This is a genomic window from Afipia massiliensis, from assembly GCF_014203115.1.
Lineage (GTDB): Bacteria > Pseudomonadota > Alphaproteobacteria > Rhizobiales > Xanthobacteraceae > Afipia > Afipia massiliensis.
Map to the genome: position 1 here is coordinate 316,298 of NZ_JACHIJ010000002.1, position 17,777 is coordinate 334,074.

At 60.8% G+C, this 17,777-nt stretch carries 16 protein-coding genes; 2 read left to right on the forward strand and 14 right to left on the reverse strand.

Annotated features, from left to right (window positions below; translation table 11 throughout):
- Positions 1–13 precede the first annotated feature (13 nt).
- The 5 genes from HNQ36_RS06285 to HNQ36_RS06305 form a co-directional block, all read right to left on the reverse strand.
- Entirely contained in the window at positions 14–946 is a 933-nt protein-coding gene (locus tag HNQ36_RS06285; RefSeq protein WP_210311943.1) for a Fic family protein, read from the reverse strand.
- Positions 947–950: 4 nt separating this feature from the next.
- Positions 951–1,172 (reverse strand): hypothetical protein, encoded by a 222-nt coding sequence (locus HNQ36_RS06290; protein WP_184083145.1) that lies wholly within the window; start codon positions 1,170–1,172, stop codon positions 951–953.
- A gap of 74 nt (positions 1,173–1,246) precedes the next feature.
- Positions 1,247–3,019, reverse strand: coding sequence for an aspartate--tRNA ligase (gene aspS, locus HNQ36_RS06295; protein WP_184083147.1), 1,773 nt, complete (start codon positions 3,017–3,019; stop codon positions 1,247–1,249).
- Between the two features lie 191 nt (positions 3,020–3,210).
- Positions 3,211–4,059, reverse strand: coding sequence for a VOC family protein (locus HNQ36_RS06300; protein WP_184083149.1), 849 nt, complete (start codon positions 4,057–4,059; stop codon positions 3,211–3,213).
- A 105-nt stretch (positions 4,060–4,164) separates the two neighbouring features.
- The gene (locus HNQ36_RS06305; protein ID WP_184083151.1) at positions 4,165–4,428 is read right to left on the reverse strand and encodes a hypothetical protein; all 264 of its coding nucleotides are present in this window, start codon (positions 4,426–4,428) and stop codon (positions 4,165–4,167) included.
- A gap of 168 nt (positions 4,429–4,596) precedes the next feature.
- On the opposite strand from HNQ36_RS06305, the gene rnd reads away from it, so the two are divergent.
- Entirely contained in the window at positions 4,597–5,745 is a 1,149-nt protein-coding gene (rnd, locus tag HNQ36_RS06310; protein ID WP_184084087.1) for a ribonuclease D, read from the forward strand.
- A 135-nt stretch (positions 5,746–5,880) separates the two neighbouring features.
- Here the strand turns inward: rnd and alkB are convergent, their stop codons facing one another.
- Both alkB and HNQ36_RS06320 read right to left on the reverse strand, forming a co-directional pair.
- On the reverse strand, positions 5,881–6,531 hold the full coding sequence (gene alkB, locus HNQ36_RS06315; protein ID WP_430641350.1) for a DNA oxidative demethylase AlkB: 651 nt from the start codon (positions 6,529–6,531) through the stop codon (positions 5,881–5,883).
- A 207-nt stretch (positions 6,532–6,738) separates the two neighbouring features.
- Positions 6,739–7,776, reverse strand: a complete 1,038-nt coding sequence (locus tag HNQ36_RS06320) for a glutamine synthetase beta-grasp domain-containing protein (protein ID WP_184083155.1) — start codon at positions 7,774–7,776, stop codon at positions 6,739–6,741.
- Between the two features lie 448 nt (positions 7,777–8,224).
- Here HNQ36_RS06320 and HNQ36_RS06325 point away from each other — a divergent pair, with 448 nt between their 5' ends.
- Positions 8,225–8,401, forward strand: coding sequence for a DUF2735 domain-containing protein (locus HNQ36_RS06325; protein WP_081758758.1), 177 nt, complete (start codon positions 8,225–8,227; stop codon positions 8,399–8,401).
- Between the two features lie 125 nt (positions 8,402–8,526).
- On the opposite strand, the gene HNQ36_RS06330 is transcribed toward HNQ36_RS06325, so the two are convergent.
- The 7 genes from HNQ36_RS06330 to HNQ36_RS06360 form a co-directional block, all read right to left on the reverse strand.
- Complete coding sequence (locus HNQ36_RS06330) at positions 8,527–9,462, reverse strand: glutaminase (protein WP_184083157.1); 936 nt, start codon at positions 9,460–9,462, stop codon at positions 8,527–8,529.
- A 126-nt stretch (positions 9,463–9,588) separates the two neighbouring features.
- Positions 9,589–10,329, reverse strand: a complete 741-nt coding sequence (locus HNQ36_RS06335; RefSeq protein ID WP_184083159.1) for a 2OG-Fe(II) oxygenase — start codon at positions 10,327–10,329, stop codon at positions 9,589–9,591.
- A 77-nt stretch (positions 10,330–10,406) separates the two neighbouring features.
- A complete protein-coding gene (locus HNQ36_RS06340) occupies positions 10,407–12,002 on the reverse strand; it encodes a hypothetical protein (RefSeq protein WP_246395296.1) in 1,596 nt (531 codons plus the stop codon).
- 2 nt (positions 12,003–12,004) lie between these two features.
- A complete protein-coding gene (gene ppx / locus HNQ36_RS06345; RefSeq protein ID WP_184083161.1) occupies positions 12,005–13,534 on the reverse strand; it encodes an exopolyphosphatase in 1,530 nt (509 codons plus the stop codon).
- 19 nt (positions 13,535–13,553) lie between these two features.
- Entirely contained in the window at positions 13,554–15,740 is a 2,187-nt protein-coding gene (locus tag HNQ36_RS06350) for an RNA degradosome polyphosphate kinase (protein WP_184083163.1), read from the reverse strand.
- A 545-nt stretch (positions 15,741–16,285) separates the two neighbouring features.
- Complete coding sequence (locus tag HNQ36_RS06355) at positions 16,286–16,969, reverse strand: P-loop NTPase family protein (RefSeq protein WP_184083165.1); 684 nt, start codon at positions 16,967–16,969, stop codon at positions 16,286–16,288.
- A 39-nt stretch (positions 16,970–17,008) separates the two neighbouring features.
- Positions 17,009–17,554 carry a CDP-alcohol phosphatidyltransferase family protein gene (locus HNQ36_RS06360; RefSeq protein ID WP_184083167.1) on the reverse strand — a complete coding sequence of 182 codons (546 nt, stop codon included), beginning with the start codon at positions 17,552–17,554 and terminating at the stop codon, positions 17,009–17,011.
- Positions 17,555–17,777 lie beyond the last annotated feature (223 nt).

Sequence of the window (17,777 nt, forward strand, 5' to 3'; positions counted from 1 at the left end):
CCAAGTAGGATCGCTACCTACGGATCAGGAGCGCCACAGATGCCGCAATAATCGCAGAAAGCACTGTCGCTACCGCAGTAACCAACGCCGCATTGCGCTCTATCCAAGTCTTGTCGCTATTGCTTTGGTTCGAACCCTGCGCAGTCAATTCGTTCCGGGGAAGCGTTATCACGTATACTGGTCGGTAGGCTCCATCAGCCCTAATATACTCAACATCTGCCTCCAACACAGATTGTCTTTGACGTGGCACCGGCAAAGACCTTGGTTTTTCGCGACCGTTATCGTTTGAAATCGAAGTCGCAGCGCTATGAACTTCCAACAATTGCGTCGCTAGCTTTTCTTTCAGCAACGATTCCATTTCGGAGACATTGATTTCGCCCTTCTCAAATGCACGATCTGCAGCTTCGAGCGCTGCATAATAGGGCTGTTTGTTAGCTGCTATTTGTTCAGGAATAGTTGTAGTACCTGGTACGCGATATCCCAGTCTCGCGCACAACAACATGTACGACACTATTCTCGCCGTTCTTCCATTTCCATCTGCAAAAGGATGAATCCAATTCAACCGCCATAGCGCATATGCAGCCAGATGGACCGCACTTTTTTGCGAATTTTCATTTATGTATTCGCAAAAGTCCTCGATAAAGATCGGGACTTGCGTAGGATCAGGTGGCTCGTGCTTCGATCCACTTATTTTGATAGGCGTGGATCTAAATGTCCCAGCGTATCTATTGATACCTTCTAAGACTACGCGGTTGAGTATCAAAAGATTGCTGATCTTGAGCTTGTATTTTTCTGCAGCAAGCCATTGATCGAGAATTTCCATTCCCACGTCAAATTGACGCAAGGCATTACGAGCTTCCGCTAGAGCCAGTTCCGCAGGGTCATGGATCAGAACCGGCTCGCCAGCTTCGCTATGCCGGTCACCGTCTGACACGTTGCTGGTCATAATCTTACTTGGTCAGAGGACTAGGAGCTGCAGTCCGTTCATCAACAATTTGTTTTCGACCTGCCGCAATCTCATCGGCGGCCCGTCTAATGAATTCTCGAGTTACATCGCTATTTTCTATAGCCGCACTCCCATAAGCAAAGCTTCGCCGCTGCTGCTCTTGCTCTTCTGCAGACATCCTAACATTTCGGGCAAATTCCATAAGCTTTTCAAGGCTGCTCGTCATGGGGAACCTTCGATTCTTGGTATTCGAGTTTTGACCCAAAGTTTCTGCGAAGTCTTAACGCTTTGCAAGAAACTTCAGTTTTGCGGCAGATTGAGCCTGATATGAAGCTCGCGCAACTGCTTGAGCGCGACTTCCGATGGCGCGCCCATGAGCAAATCTTCAGCACGCTGGTTCATCGGGAAAAGCGAAATTTCGCGCAGGTTGTTCGTGCCGCAAAGCAGCATGACGATACGATCGACACCTGCAGCCATGCCGCCATGCGGCGGAGCGCCGTACTGGAACGCGCGATACATGCCGCCGAAACGCTCAATGACCGTTTCCTCGCCATAACCGGCGATTTCGAACGCCTTCACCATCGCGTCTGGGCGATGGTTGCGAATGCCGCCCGACGCAATCTCGTAACCGTTGCAGGCGATGTCGTACTGAAACGCATTGATCGTGAGCGGATCCTGCGTCTGCAACGCTTCCATGCCACCTTGCGGCATCGAGAACGGGTTGTGCGAGAAGTCGACCTTCTTGTCTTCCTCGTTGTATTCGTACATCGGGAAGTCGACGATCCAGGCGAGTTCGAACCGGTCCTTGTCGATCAGGTTCAGCTCTTCGCCGAGCTTGGTGCGCGCGAGACCTGCGAACTTCCAGAATTTCTGCGGATCGCCGGCGACGAAGAACGCCGCATCGCCTTCCTTGAGGCCAAGCTGTTCGCGGATTGCAGCGGTGCGCTCCGGGCCGATGTTGTTGGCGAGCGGGCCTGCCCCCTCACCGCCTTCGCGCCACATGATGTAGCCAAGGCCCGGCTGGCCTTCACCCTGCGCCCACGAGTTCATGCGATCGCAGAATGCGCGCGAACCGCCGCCCGGTCCGGGGATCGCCCAGACCTGATTGGTCGCGTCTTCGAGCATGCGCGCGAACACCTTGAAGCCCGAACCACGGAAATGCTCGGACACATCCTGCATCACCAGCGGATTGCGCAGGTCCGGCTTGTCGGTGCCGTATTTGCGCAGCGATTCGGCGAACGGAATGCGCGGCCACTTCTTGGTGACCGGCTTGCCCTTGGCGAAATCCTCGAACACACCGGTAATCACCGGCTCCATCGCCGCGAAAACATCGTCCTGCGTGACGAAGCTCATCTCAACGTCGAGCTGATAGAACTCGCCCGGCAGACGGTCTGCGCGCGGGTCTTCGTCGCGAAAGCATGGCGCGATCTGGAAGTAACGGTCGAAGCCCGACATCATCAGCAATTGCTTGTACTGCTGCGGGGCCTGCGGCAGCGCGTAGAACTTGCCGGGATGAATCCGTGACGGCACCAGAAAGTCGCGCGCGCCTTCCGGTGACGACGCGGTGAGGATCGGCGTCTGGAATTCAAAGAAGCCGGCCGTTTTCATCCGCGCGCGCATCGAGTCGACGATAGCGCCGCGCGTCATGATGTTCTGGTGCAGCTTCTCGCGGCGCAGATCGAGGAAGCGGTACTTGAGGCGGATTTCCTCGGGATACTCCTGATCGCCGAACACCGGCATCGGCAGTTCACCCGCCTCGCCCAGCACTTCGATGTCCGCGATGAACAGTTCGACCATGCCGGTCGGCAGGTCGGCATTGTCCGTGCCCTCAGGGCGGCGGCGCACTTTGCCGTCAATCTTCACCACCCACTCAGCGCGCAGCTTTTCGGCCAGACCGAATGCCTTCGAATCCGGATCGACCACGCATTGCGTCATTCCGTAATGGTCGCGCAGGTCGATGAACAGCAGTCCACCGTGGTCGCGGATGCGGTGACACCAGCCGGACAGCCGGACCTCTTGACCAATGTCGGCTTCGCGGAGCGCGCCGCAGGTGTGGGAACGATAACGATGCATGGAAATCCTGGAAAACGGCGTCAGAGACAAGAATCAGGGGATATGGGCGCTAGTGGTGCGCGCGCAGGGTTTACCCGAGCGAAGGGAACGCGGCAACCGCATGGTGCCGGTTACCCTCCCGTATGGCGGGAAAAAGCTTAATAAAAACAATGTACCCGCTGCCCCGGTCGCAGATGGGCCATCAACTGTCGCTAGGGCTCCCGCTGGCCCTGCTGGATCACGATGGTCGGCACCCCGAATGTGCCGGTCCGCACCGTGAAGACCCGGGTGCCCGGTTTGCGTCCCTCTCGCGGCTCGGAGACGTCCAGCCCCGCCCCGAGAAGCCGCGCCCGGGTGGCCTCAATGTCTGCCACGCGCCAGGACACGCCGTAGATCTTGTCCGGGCCGTCCCCTCTGCCGTCCTTGGTGCGATGGATGACCTCGAAGACCAGACCGCCGGTTTTAAAGAACAGAAAGCGCGTACCTAATGCGGCAATGGTCCGGTCCAGCTTCATGTCGAGGCCGAGCCGCGCGCCGTACAGCGCCGCTGTGCGCTCGGGATCGGGCGTCGCTATCACCAGATGATCGAGCGAAGTGACCGGCGCCGGGGCTGTCTCTGGCGACCGCGCCAGCCGTTCCGCGCGCTCAAGAAAGAACAGCCGGATACCGTGGGTCGACTCCGCCGACGCGCGCGTCCGCTTCCACGCCAGCGAGCGGTGGGATGCAAGATCATTGCTGGCGCCGTTGCTGATGTCGTCCGGTGCAAGGCCGAGCCGCGTGAGGCGATGATGCGCCTTTGCGATGTCGTCGACACCGAAAGCAAGACTGGCGAGCCCCTCGCCTTGCTTGTCGAGCGCGGCGCGCACGCGATCGGCGGCTTCGCCTTCACCCGCAGGCGCCATCAGTTCGAGCGACGTGTTGTCGAGCACGAAAATAGCGATGGCTGCACCATTGCTTTGCGCGCGCCACATCGGCGCACGGCCAAGCAGCGTTTGATAACCAGCGACACCCGCTTCGATGTCGCGAACCAGAACGACGGCGTGATCAAGTCCAGTAATCATGATGGTGCTCGCATGTGGAGCCGCACCTAATCATGCTCGCGCGTGCAATGCAGCCCCCTTGCGGCTGCGCATGCCTCCCTTGATTTCACCTTGCGGAATGTTGCGCTAACGATCCTGCCGGCAGCGCCACTCGCGCTTGCCCTTCGTCTTGATGCGTTGGTCGGCACGGCAGGCTTCGGATAGGTCGAGATCGTGAAACGTGCGGGCCTTCACGCCGAGATTGATCGTCGCGTTGAGATTGACGTGGGGTCGCATCGGGATGTGGGTGCCGGTGTTGACCGCGAGGTTATTCGCCATGGCCATGACGGGAACCAGCGATGCGATCAGGAAGCCCGCGGCTCCCACACCGACAAGAGATTTTCCGGCCATGACAATTGCTCCCTGAAATAGTGCATTGCGGCAATGACCTATTGGTCGTACGGCGTGCATCCCCGGTTCAGCGGTGGACAAAAGATGTCCCGGGCCATGACCTATGGGCTTGCCCGATCAGCCGATTTTCGCATGGAAAATTCCGTTCAAGGCGTCCATAACCCCCGCATGGAAATGATCACCACCACGGACGAACTCGCCGCAATCTGCAATCGCCTCGCCAAACACCACGTTATCACTGTCGATACCGAGTTTTTGCGCGAAACCACCTACTATCCGCTCCTCTGCGTCGTGCAGATGGCCAGTGCGGATGAGGCTGTCGTTGTAGATACCCTCGCCGAGGGAATCGACCTCAAGCCGTTCTTTGACCTGATGGCCAACGAGAACGTGCTCAAGGTGTTCCATGCCGCGCGGCAGGACATCGAAATCATCTTTCATCGCGCCGGCATCATCCCGCATCCGGTGTTCGACACCCAGGTCGCCGCCATGGTCCTCGGCTATGGCGATTCCATTGCCTACGATCAGCTGGTCGAGCGCATCACCGGGCATCGTCCCGACAAGACCCACCGCTTCACCGACTGGTCGAACCGTCCGCTCACGCAGGATCAGGTCACCTACGCCCTCGCCGATGTCACCCATCTACGCGACGTGTTTGCTGCACTCGACGCCGACCTCAAGAAGCGCGGCCGCAGCGAATGGGTCAGCGAGGAGATGGAAATCCTCACCTCGCCGAAGACCTACGACTTCCATCCTGAGCGCGCGTGGGAGCGTCTCAAGACCCGCGTCCGCAAGCCGAAAGAACTCGCCGTGCTGATGGAAGTCGCGGCGTGGCGCGAACAGGAAGCGCAAAGCCGCGACGTGCCGCGCTCGCGCGTGCTGAAGGACGACGCCATCGGCGACATTGCCACCCACGCGCCCACCAGCCTCGAGCGGCTCGCAGGTCTGCGTTCGCTGCCGAAAGGTTTCGACAAATCGAAATGGGGACAGGACATCGTCGCAGCGGTGAAACGCGGGACTGCACGCGACCTGTCGACATTGCCCAAGCTCGACAAGCCGCGCGGCAACACCAACGGCGCAGCAACGGTTGAACTGCTCAAGGTACTGTTGCGCATGACGTCGGAACGGCACGCCGTCGCCAGCAAGGTGATCGCGACCGTAGACGACCTCGAACAGATCGCAGCCGACGACAATGCCGATGTCGGTGCGTTACACGGCTGGCGTCGCGAACTGTTCGGCGAAGCAGCGCTGGCTTTGAAGAAAGGCCGCCTTGCGCTGGCCATCGACAAGGGACGTGTCGTACGGGTCGACCGGGAGTAAAGCTTCCGACTCGTCCTTTCTCCGCTCATTCCCGCGCAAGCGGGAATCCAGTTCTTGCCCTGGGTCCCCGCCTTCGCGGGGACGAACGGAATGAGCGTGTCTTGCGGCGTCAACGCATCTTCCGGCAAAAGCGCTTTAGCGCGTCTTGCGAAACGTCAGGTTGATGCGCTGATTGCCGAGCAGCGGATGCTCGCCGTCCGCCAGCGGCATCACGCCGTGATAAGCCAGCCGCGCTGGACCGCCCCACGCCACAACATCGCCATGCGTGAGCCGATAGCGCGCCGTCTTGTCGGATCGGTTCAAGCCGCCGAACAGAAATGTCGCGGGCAATCCCAGCGACACCGACACGATCGGCGCGTTGAAATCCAGTTCGTCCTTGTCCTGATGCAGCGAGAGCTTCGCGCCCGGCTCATAGCGATTGATGAGACAGGCATCGGGGCGGAAATCGGCGAAGCCTGCCTTGGCGGCTGCCTGTGCAGCCAGTCCCGCGAACACGTCCGGCATCTGCGGCCACGGGTTGCCGCTTTCGGGATCGATGGCGTCGTAGCGATAGCCGCCGCGGTCGCTGACCCACCCCACCCTGCCGCAATTGGTCATTGCCACCGACATCCGGTGACCGCTGGGCGTAATCAGATGACGAAACGGCGCGCGCGCGATGATGGCGTTCACCGCCTCAATCAGCGGCGCTTCTAGCGGCCGCGCGAAGCCTGCGAGCAGCATCGCACCCGGCGCGAGTTGCACATCACGCAATTCCGCAACATCGCCGTCAAACAGGTCGCGCATCATCGGGGCCCGAAGTGAACGACGCAGCCTCGCCGCGCCTGCCTCACCTCACATGAACCGATTCACGGCGCTTCTTCCACCCGGTTTCCGGGGACCGCGCCCGCAAAAGAAAAGCCGGGCGGAAGCGTAAGCTTCCGTCCGGCACTAACTTGAACCAAAAGGGGTAACTCATGGCTCAAGCTATCTCTGGATAGCTTAGCCTTGAGGCCCTCAGGCCGCCGCCTTCTTGGCACCCGTCGGAACTTCGGAGATCGTCTTCAGGATCTGCGAAGCGATCTGGTAGGGGTCGCCCTGCGAGTTCGGGCGGCGGTCTTCCAGGTAACCCTTATAGTCGTTGTTGACGAAGGAATGCGGAACGCGGATCGAAGCACCGCGATCGGCAACGCCGTAGCTGAACTTGTTCCACGGCGCGGTCTCGTGCTTGCCGGTCAAACGCTTGTCGTTGTCCGGGCCGTAGACGGCGATGTGGTCCATGAGGTTCTTGTCGAACTGCTTCATCAGCGCTTCGAAGTAGTCCTTGCCGCCGACCGTGCGCATATACTCGGTCGAGAAGTTGGCGTGCATGCCCGAGCCGTTCCAGTCGGTGTCGCCGAGCGGCTTGCAGTGGAATTCGATGTCGATGCCGTACTTTTCGGTGAGACGCAGAAGCAGGTAACGCGCGATCCACATTTCGTCAGCGGCCTTCTTGGAGCCCTTGCCGAAAATCTGGAACTCCCACTGGCCCTTCGCCACTTCGGCGTTGATGCCTTCGTGGTTGATGCCGGCAGCGAGACACAGGTTGAGGTGCTCTTCGACGATCTCGCGGGCGACCGAACCGACGTTGCTGTAGCCGACGCCGGTGTAGTACGGGCCCTGCGGTGCTGGATAACCAGCCTCAGGGAAGCCGAGCGGGCGGCCGTCCTGGTAGAAGAAGTATTCCTGCTCGAAGCCGAACCAGGCGCCGGCGTCATCGAGAACAGTGGCGCGCTTGTTGGACACGTGCGGGGTCTTGCCGTCCGGCATCATGACTTCGCACATCACCAGAGCGCCGTTGATGCGCGTGGCATCGGGATAGATGGCAACGGGCTTCAGAACGCAATCCGAACTGTGGCCTTCGGCCTGCATGGTCGAGCTTCCGTCGAAGCCCCACAGCGGGAGCTGCTCGAGCGTCGGAAACGCATCGAATTCCTTGATCTGTGTTTTTCCGCGGAGGTTAGGTGTTGGGGTGTATCCGTCGAGCCAGATGTACTCGAGCTTATACTTTGTCATTGCGATCTCTCGTGAGTGAACGATTGCGTGCTAAGTTCCCGGCCGGTTTAGCCACCGGGGAACCCGGCCGCAAACGGCTGGCCCTTAATAAGCATTTAACATGCCAACCGGGCCCCTGGCGGGACGCTGTCCACAGCGGGTCAGGTCCCCCTCGTCCCATCCATTGCACCAGACTGATTCGCCAGTACCGCTCAGCCATGTGCGCGTTTTCGCATCAGTTTTCCCGCCTGCCTCGTTTGGCGGCGGTCCGATTCAAGCTGGTCCGATCCTGAAACCCTTCAGGTGTGGGTGCGTTAACGCTTCGAGCGCATGCTGAGTGAAGGCGCAGAATCGCGGATGCGCAAATTGTATGCAAACGCCTGCTTTTTATAGGGCAAACCGCGCAAAAGACGTGCGTTCCACTTACATTATCTCGAAGCGCTGACGCGCCCACCGAGAGGAGACCGGAATGACACCCAATTCGACCCAGCCGACGGCCAAAATCTACCAATTCCCCGTGGGCGGCCGAGCCGCGCTCAGCAGCCGAAGCGAGCCCGCCAAGCCGACACTCGACTACGCAGTCTCCGGCAGCGGCTGGTACCACGAAGCCGCCATCGAAGACGCCAAGCGGGGCAGCGAACATTGATGCCGCCGGCCGGCATGACGCCCGGGTGGCAGGTCCGCCCGGTGGATAACGACGTCGAATAAAAGGGTCGAAGCATCAAGCTTCGGCCCTTTTGCTTTGGGGGCTCGCGAAGCGCGTCACGCCCGTCACGCGCCGAAGATCGACCATCCCATCCGCTTGCTGAGGTTTTCAAGGGCGTCGCGGCCAAGCCGGGAATTGCCGTTCGAGTCGAGGCCCGGCGACCAGACCGCGATGGACGCCTTGCCCGGCGCGATGGCCAGGATGCCGCCCCCGACGCCGCTTTTGCCCGGCAGACCCACCCGATAGGCGAATTCTCCGGACCCGTCGTAATGCCCGCATGTCAGCATCACGGCGTTGATGCGCAGCGCCCGCTCCGGCGGAACCACCAGGAATCCCGTCGAGGGATTGCGTCCGGAATGAGCGAGAAACCGCCCCGCCAGCGCAAGCTGACGGCACGACATGGCAATGGCGCATTGATGGAAATAAACCCCGAGCGTGAGCTCCGCCGCATTCTCGACGACGCGGAACGACTTCATGTAGTTCGCCAGCGCGATGTTGCGAAAGCCGGTGCGCTGCTCCGAGGCCGCGACCGCCTCATCGATCGTGATCGACGAGTCGCCGGAGAGAAATTGCATGAATCTGAGGATTTCGCCGAGCGTCTCCTTGGGCTGATGCCCGGACAGGATGGCATCGGTCACCGCAATCGCACCGGCGTTGATGAACGGATTGCGCGGAATGCCGCGTTCGCGTTCGAGCTGAACGATCGAATTGAACGGGCTGCCCGACGGCTCGCGCCCTACCCTCTGCCACAGCTTGTCGCCGATCATGCCCAGCGCCAGCGTCAGCGTGAACACCTTGGAAATGCTTTGAATCGAGAACGTCGTGTCGGCGTCCCCGCCTGCCGCGACGTGTCCATTGGAATCGACCACGACGAGACCGAACGAGTTGACGTCGACGCCAGCCAGTTCCGGAATATAGGTGGCGACCTCTCCACGATCCTTTCGTTCCATCATCTCGTCGGTGATTTCCTTCACGACGCGATCCAGGGTGGCATTGCTCATATCGGGTTCGGCTTCTCGTTGCGGGCACACGTGTCGATGTCGTCTTATGCGACAAATGTGCCAACGCGACAAATGTGCCAAAGCGACAAACCTGCCAGACGTCGAGCCCCGAACCCGCCCGTGCTCCTATTTGGCGTCGTGGAAAATGATCCCGACGGTATGGCGGTGGCCAGACCGGAGCTGGCTGACACCGTGCCGGAGATTGACGCGGTAGGTCCCACGGGTGCCCTGTACCGGACGCTGATGAACCGCAAACACCACCGCATCGCCCTGACGCAGCGGCACCACCGCCGCGCGCGACTGCATGCGCGGGCGCTGCTCGGTCAGCACGAACTCGCCGCCGGTAAAGTCGCGCTCCGGCTCCGACAGCAGGATCGCGACCTGCAGCGGAAACACATGCTCGCCGTACAGATCCTGATGCAGGCAGTTGTAGTCGCCCGCGGTGTACTGGAGCAGCAGCGGCGTCGGCCGCGTCTGACCGGCCTTGTGGCAGCGCTTGATGAAGTCGGCATGCACGGCCGGATAGCGCACATCGATCCCCATCGACTCGTTCCATCGGTTGGCGATCGGCGCGAGTTGCGGATACAGCGCCGTCCGCAGATCGGCGATGATGTCCGGCAGCGGATAGGAAAAGTACTTGTATTCGCCTCGTCCGAAGCCATGCCGGCCCATGATGATGTGGCTGCGGAAGATGCTCTCTTCGCCATAGAGCCCGGCGATTGCGCCGCATTCCTCCGGCGACAGCAAGCGCGGCAACACGGCCCAGCCGTTACCGTCGAGATGCGTGGCGATGCCCGGCCAATCCATGGCCTCGACGCGGGATGAATCGGACGACGCGGTAACCCTGGGTTTAGCTACAACTGTCATACAAAGCTCCTCTTTGGAGCCCAGAGCTACGTTGCGAACGATGAACCATCCACCCGATTTCTGACGTTAACGGCGCTCTATCGCTTCACAGCCGCTGCGGGCGCTGATGTTACCCGATAGAGAACTGCGTAACCGTTGGAAACCACAGGCATCAGACCAGACGGCGGAGGCTGCAACCGCGTCGGCGGATCGATCAGCAGGACATAATCGAAGTTTGCCCGCCAGTCCGGCAGATAGCGCGCTGCGGTGAGGTCTTTCGGAGTAAACCGGTCCTGATGCAACACAGGCCAATCCACCGGCTCTGCGAGCGGATGGGCGATCCGGTCATAGGGGGGCTTCACCATCAAGGGCTGCTGGGCAGGATCGGCGAACATCAGCGGCCAGAACGCGCGCCGTTCTATCACAAGCAGCGCACCGAGGTGTCCATCAAGCCTGTACATTCCCGGCAGCGCCCGCTCCGGCGGCGAGACGCCGGCTGTTTTGTGCCCCGGCTGGCCTCGCGCCACCAACACCCGAGAACCTGACTTCACCTCTGCAATGGCAGACCTGACATCTGCGACGTCATGCCGATGATCGATCCAGGCCCACGCAACATAGCCTGTGCGAATGCCGATCAACGCCGCGAAGACCAGACCCGCCAGCAAGCCCTGACGTGGCGTGATCCGCGGCTGCATGCCTGCGAAAATCAGCAGCGCAAACATCAACGCCAGCCGTCCGTCAACGAACGTGCCGTTCTTGATTGTCGATGGTGCTACGGCGAACACCAATCCCAATACCGCAAGCGCCAGCGGGGCGCCCGGCGCGAAGACGGCATGACGCCAGACGAGAACGAGAAAAGAAAAGAAAACAACTCCGGTCGCCACTGTCAGGACCGTGCTGTAGACAGTGAAAGGCGCAAACGCCACGAAGACCTTTTGCAGGCCGTCCCATGTGCCGGGAGTGGAATCGCCCGACAAAGGTGACGCCAGATAGAGCGCGACCGCCGGGCTCAGAGTCAGCGCGATCAGAAGGCAGGTTCGCAACCCCTCACCCAAGGTCAACGCTCCGTCTCGCCTCAGATCGAGAAGGCGAGCCAGTTCGTATGAACCGATCAGGAGCGCCGTGAGCAACACACCGAAGATATGGCAGAAGAAAATCACAGCCACAGCGCCCGCGAGAAGCACGGCCGCGCTCCATCGTTGACCGCGCCGAACCAGCATCGTCCAAAGCGCGGCAGCGCCGAAGGCAAGTCCCACCGACAGCAGGAAGTTCATGAACCCCAGAAAGAAGACAGCGTTCCAGGCGACGAGCCCGGAGGCCAACGGCCAATAGGTGAAGCGCCCGAAAGCCACTCGGCTATACGCAACAACTCCCAACACCGGCACAAAGAGGCTCAAGGCCAGTATCAATCGACCGCCAAAATGCGGTTCGACAAATTTCAGCAAGCTCACGCCGAGAACATCCATGCCGACATTCGGCAGGATGCCCCAGCGCGGCGCGTACATTTGCGAAAGAAATGGATCGTTCGGATGGGCGAGAACAAAGTAGCGCGCGAGGTGGTTCGGATAATCCAGAACCGGAGGCAGATCGACGAGAAAGAACGGAGCTGCCAAGCCTGCAACGAGCGCCAGCGCCGTCGCATACCACAATGGACCGGGATCGAGCCTGCCGAGAGATCCAGCAGACGCGCGCATCCCTATTGTTTTACGATCGTGCCGGTGCGCCCGATCAGGCGCGCGAGCTGCTTGAAGCGATTGGTGACGCGGTCGGCGGCAAGGTCGGTGGCCCGCTTGTCGAATACCAGGATGAGCTTGCGGCCCTGATTGCGGAAATGCGTGTGGGGCAGCACGCCGCGCTGCGCCGCGGAGATCATGAAAGCAACGCGGAACGTCGCGCCGATCAGACGCGCGCGCTCGACCATCGCGGGCGGAATGAGCGCGCGCACGGCTTCCGGCGCCTCGTTCTCCGGGTTCAATCCGGCGTAACGATAGAAAGCCGCGAGCGCGAGAAACACCCTGCCCTCATGCGTCACCGCGCCGAAATTTCCGTTGATGATGAAATCGAGCGATTGTTCGCCGCGATGATCCGGATGGGCGCGCCAGGCTGCATCGGACAGCCAGCAAGCCGCATGACGCAGCCGCTTCTCGTCGTCGGTTTCGCGCAGGCCCGCGACCCGGAACAGCTTGTCGGTCCACATGATCAGATCGTCGGCGTGGCGCGGCGAACGCGAGCGCAACTCGTTCATCGTCTGCGCCGTGGCGATCAACCCGTCCTTGCGCTGCTCCTTTTCGGGCAGCATCTCGTAGAGCAATCCTTCGCGAACACCGTAGGTCGAGAACACGATGGTCTTCGGCTTCGCGACACGAATGATATATTCCAGCACCAGCGCCGCATAGGTCAGCAGCGGACGGCGGGCATCGGCCACGGTCTCGATGTCGGCAAGCGTATTGCTCGCGGCGAGACGGCGAAGCCGCCGCGCAAAGTCGAGCGCTTCGGCCGCCGGAATGCTGTAGCCGTGCATGACGCGCAGCGGATAACCGCTTTGAATGATGTGGATGCGCGCCAGCGCGCGCCATGTGCCGCCGACCGCATAAAATGTCCGTCCTGTGCCCGCCTTGAGTTGCGGGAGTCCGGTCAACTGACTGGCGACGAGTCGTTCCGCTTTCTTCAGCGATTTCTGCGACGCGTCCTGCAATGCGAGGCCGCCGAGCGGCAGCGTCGTTCCGGTGCGGATGCGATGACCGCGTACATCAATAAGTTCAAGCGAGCCGCCGCCGAGGTCGCCAACCACCCCGTCCGGCTTGTAGACACCCGAGGCCACGCCAAGCGCGGACAGCTTCGCTTCGCGCGCGCCGGACAGAATGTCGATGGGGCAGCCGCAGATGCGTTCGGCCTTGGCGATGAAGTCCGGACCGTTGGTGGCATCGCGGCAGGCTGCCGTCGCGATCGCATGAACCTCGCCGACTTTCATCACCTTGCAGAGCGCCTTGAAGCGCTTCAGCGCAACGAGCGCCTTCTCGACGGCGTCGGCGGCGAGCAGCCCGGTGGACTGCACTTCGCGGCCGAGGCCGCACAGCGTTTTCTCGTTGAAGATGGGCGCGAGGTTGCGCGTCTTATCTTCGTAGACAACAAGACGAACCGAGTTCGATCCGATGTCGATGACCGCGACGCTCTTGGAAACCTTGCGCACGTTGCGATGACGTTCGCGAACGGCTGCGGGGGCCACGGATTCGTTCTTCGTGCCGCTAACGCTCCGAACGGCGCGTAAGACGACGTGGCGAAGATTCTTTAAGCGACTTTCCACGGCCTGACAGACTCGGATTCGTCATGAAATAATTGTGCACGTTGAAAGGTTCCTCGCCCTTCGCGGCCTTCATACGCGTTGACGACCCATCCGGCAACAACTGCCAGCTTTGTTCGTTGTCTTTCAGGTTCGCGACCATGATTTGCTCGAGAACCTGCTGATGAACCGTAGGATTTTGCAGCGGGCACAGGACCTCGACGCGGCGGTCGAGGTTACGCGGCATCATGTCGGCTGACGAGATATACACAGCCGCCTTCGCACTCGGCAGGCCGTGCCCCATACCAAAGCAGTAGACCCGTCCGTGTTCCAGGAACCGGCCGATGATCGATTTGACGCGAATGTTCTCCGACAATCCGGGAACACCGGGACGCAGACAGCAGATTCCGCGGATCACCAGATCGATCGACACACCGGCCTGTGAGGCCTCATAGAGCGCGTCGATGATCTCGGGATCGACCAGCGAATTCATTTTCAGCCAGATCGCCGCCGGCTTGCCGTGACGCGCGTGATTGCTCTCGGCGTGAATGTGCTCGATCATCCGCTTGCGCAGCGTCAGCGGCGACACGCCCATCTTCTCGATGTCGCGCGGCTCGGCGTAGCCGGTGATGTAGTTGAACACGCGCGCGGCATCGCGCGCGATCACCGGGTCCGAGGTGAAATACGACAGGTCCGTGTAGATGCGCGCCGTGACAGGATGGTAGTTGCCGGTGCCGGCGTGAACGTAAGTCGTGAGGCCTGCTCCTTCCCGGCGTACCACCAGCGACAGCTTGGCGTGGGTCTTGAGCTCCAGGAACCCGTAGACCACCTGCACGCCCGCGCGCTCGAGATCGCGCGCCCAGCGAATGTTGGCTTCTTCGTCGAACCGCGCCTTGAGTTCGATCAGCGCCGTCACCGACTTGCCGGCTTCGGCAGCTTCGACAAGCGTTCGCACGATCGGTGAATCGCGCGAGGTGCGATAGAGCGTCTGCTTGATGGCGACGACGTCAGGATCGCGCGCCGCCTGCTGCAGGAACTGCACGACGACGTCGAACGATTCATACGGATGGTGGACGACGAGATCCTTCTGCCGGATCGCTGCAAAGATGTCGCCGCCGTGATCGCGGACACGCTCGGGGTGACGCGGCACGTAAGGCGTGAATTCGAGATCGGGACGATCCAGCCGAGTCAGTTGCGACAGCTCGTTCATGGCGAGCACGCCGTCGACCAGCAATACGTCGTCGTCCGGCACCGACAGCGCGCGCTGCACGAAGGCGCGCAGTTCGTCGGGCATATGCGCTTCGATTTCGAGGCGGATCACCGACCCGCGGCGGCGGCGCTTCAGCGCCGACTCGAACAAGCGAACGAGATCCTCGGCTTCTTCCTCGATTTCCAGTTCGGAGTCGCGGATGATGCGGAATGCACCCTGCCCCTTGACGGTGTAACCCGGGAACAGGCGGCCAATGAACAGACCGGTGGCCTGCTCAAGGGTGATGAGACGCACCGAGCCGTCCTTGCCGGCCGGCAACTTGATGAAGCGGTCGATCTTGCCCGGCATGCGGATCAGCGCATTCATCGCCTTGCCGTCGGACACGCGCGCCAGATGCAGCGCGATGGTGAAGCCGAGACTCGGAATGAACGGGAACGGATGGGCCGGGTCGATCGCCAGCGGCGTCAGCAGCGGAAAAATGTTGTGAAGGAAGTGATCCTCGATCCAGCTGCCTTCGGCCTTGGTGACGTCCTTGCCGTCGACCAGAACGATCCCGACATCGGACAGCACATGGCGTAGATCGCGCCAGATCTCCTGCTGGTCGCTGGCGAGCTTCGAGACGGTCTCGTTGATCTTGGCGAGCTGTTCGGTGGGCGTCGAGCCGTCGGGGCTGCGCTCGGCGATGCCTTCGCGGACCTGCGCCTTGAGGCCCGCGACGCGGACCATGAAGAACTCATCAAGGTTATTGGCGGAAATCGACAGGAACCGGACCCGCTCCAGCGCCGGATGATTGAGATTGACCGACTCTTCCAGCACGCGGCGATTGAAATGGAGCCACGACAATTCGCGATTGATGAAGCGCTCGGGGCTCGACCCAATCGACGACACGCTTACGATTTCTTCATTTTCGTCTTTTTTTACAACAGCTTGCGCGGCGTCCATAAAGCGAGACCTCATATCGTGTCATCAGACCGGACCTTAGGCCCGTTCCACAGAGACAATGTGCCAGTGTCATGACAGTTCGATGACATGATGAGCCAGGACCGGTTAATGACCAAGTCCCTGCGCGGTCAGGCCGCAGTACCCGCAGCGCCGAACGACTAGTGGTCGAAGTTATCGGTCAGAGAGGACGTATCGACAGGCTCGCCCGACGACCCACACCAGAATCGCAGGCGCAAAGACAAAGATAAAAAATCCTAATCGGCGATCACCGGTGTCGATTAACACCCATGTTGCTCCGGCAAAAAGTATCAACGAGACGATGTTCCCTGCCCAGTAAAGCACGTCCCCCCAGCCGCGACATCGCCCCGCTCATTTCCACCTCGTCATGCTTCGACGCACGTGTCCGACTTGTCGATGCGTGTACTAGTCGTGCATCCTTCCGGGGCCGGAAAGCGTATTGTTTCAATCTTATGTTTGACTTTCAACCTTGATCTGCGCGTCACCGAGCCCCCCTAAGCCTCCGGCTTGCCTAACAAAGGGGGGTGTCAGGCCGCAGTGTCTTTCAGCACTTCCGCCGCCAGCGCGCGGGTCACCGGGCGGCGCTGCCGAAGCGCCTCTTCGTCGAGCTGTTCGACCGCTCGCCGCGCCGCCGCGAACGAGCGTTCGATGCGGGTCGCGAGATAGCTGACAATGCTCTCGTCCACACTCATCTGCCGGTCGGCGCAGAACTTGACGATCAGCGCGCGAAACAGCTGATCGTCCGGTGGCGTCAGCGTCACCACCGGCACCGCCCGCAGCCGCGACCGCAAATCGTGCAACGTCACCGCGAACGAGGACGGCTGCGCCCGCCCCGTCATCAGGATGTAGGCCTCGTCTTCGCGTGCGAGGTTGAGCAGGTGAAACAGCGCGCGATCGTCGAATGACGCGGGGTCAAGATCGTCCACAACCAGCGCGCCGGTCGCGAGTTCGCCCGGCACGTTGTCCGGCGTCAGCGTATGGGCTGCGACGGACCGCGCGCCCGCCTCATCCGCCCAGATCGACGCGAGGTGGCTTTTGCCGCTGCCCTCGGGTCCCACCAGCATCATCACGCGGTTGGGCCAATCCGGCCACGCATTGATCAAGGCAAGTGCCTGCGCGTTCGCGGAACCTTCCAGAAAATTGTCGCGCGTCAGGCTCTCCGCGTGCGGCAACGCAAGGGCCAACTGACGAGGGCGGACGCGGACTACCACGCAGTCACTCCAGGTACGCAATACGCGGCCATACCGCATTCAGGACGTGGGAGCGCCCGCATTCATGTGTCGTGCCCACTCGACGAGATAGAAGGACACCGAAAGCAGCGTCAAGACCGTGACACACAACATCAACGCGATCTCGTAAGGCCATGTACTGAAACCGAAACCAAGCGAGGCCAGAACCAGCGCTGCGAACGACACCTGCGCCACGGTGTTGAGCTTGGAGACCATCAGCGGCTTCATCGGAACGGGATTGTCGAGAATCCACGAGATGATCACCGCACCCACAATCATGAAATCGCGCGACACCACCAGGATCACCAGCCAGCGCGGAATGTCCCCCGAGATTCCGAGTGCGACATAGATCGACACCAGCAGCGCCTTGTCGGCGACCGGATCGAGCAGAGCCCCGATTTCGGTCCGCATGTTGAAGCGCTTGGCGAGGAACCCGTCGACGGCATCGCTGACCCCCGCCACGACGAAGATCACAAAGGCGATGGTCATCTGGTTCGAGGCTATCGCCCAGACGATGACCGGCACCAGCAAGATGCGGCCAAGAGTGATGATGTTCGGCAGATTCACGCGACTTTTTCCCGGCTCTTCATCTTTTAGCGGCCCCCCACAGCCTTGCATAGGATGTGGCGAGCGGTCGGATTCCGGCATTTGGCGTCGCGTTTCAGTGGACGCCTTTGCGAATGTTAGAATCGAAGGACCATTGGCAAATATAAGCTTTCAGAGGAGTTTTGGGTCTGACATTCGCAATGCGCGCTTGCAGCGAAGCGAAGTGCGAATATCAAATCCACTC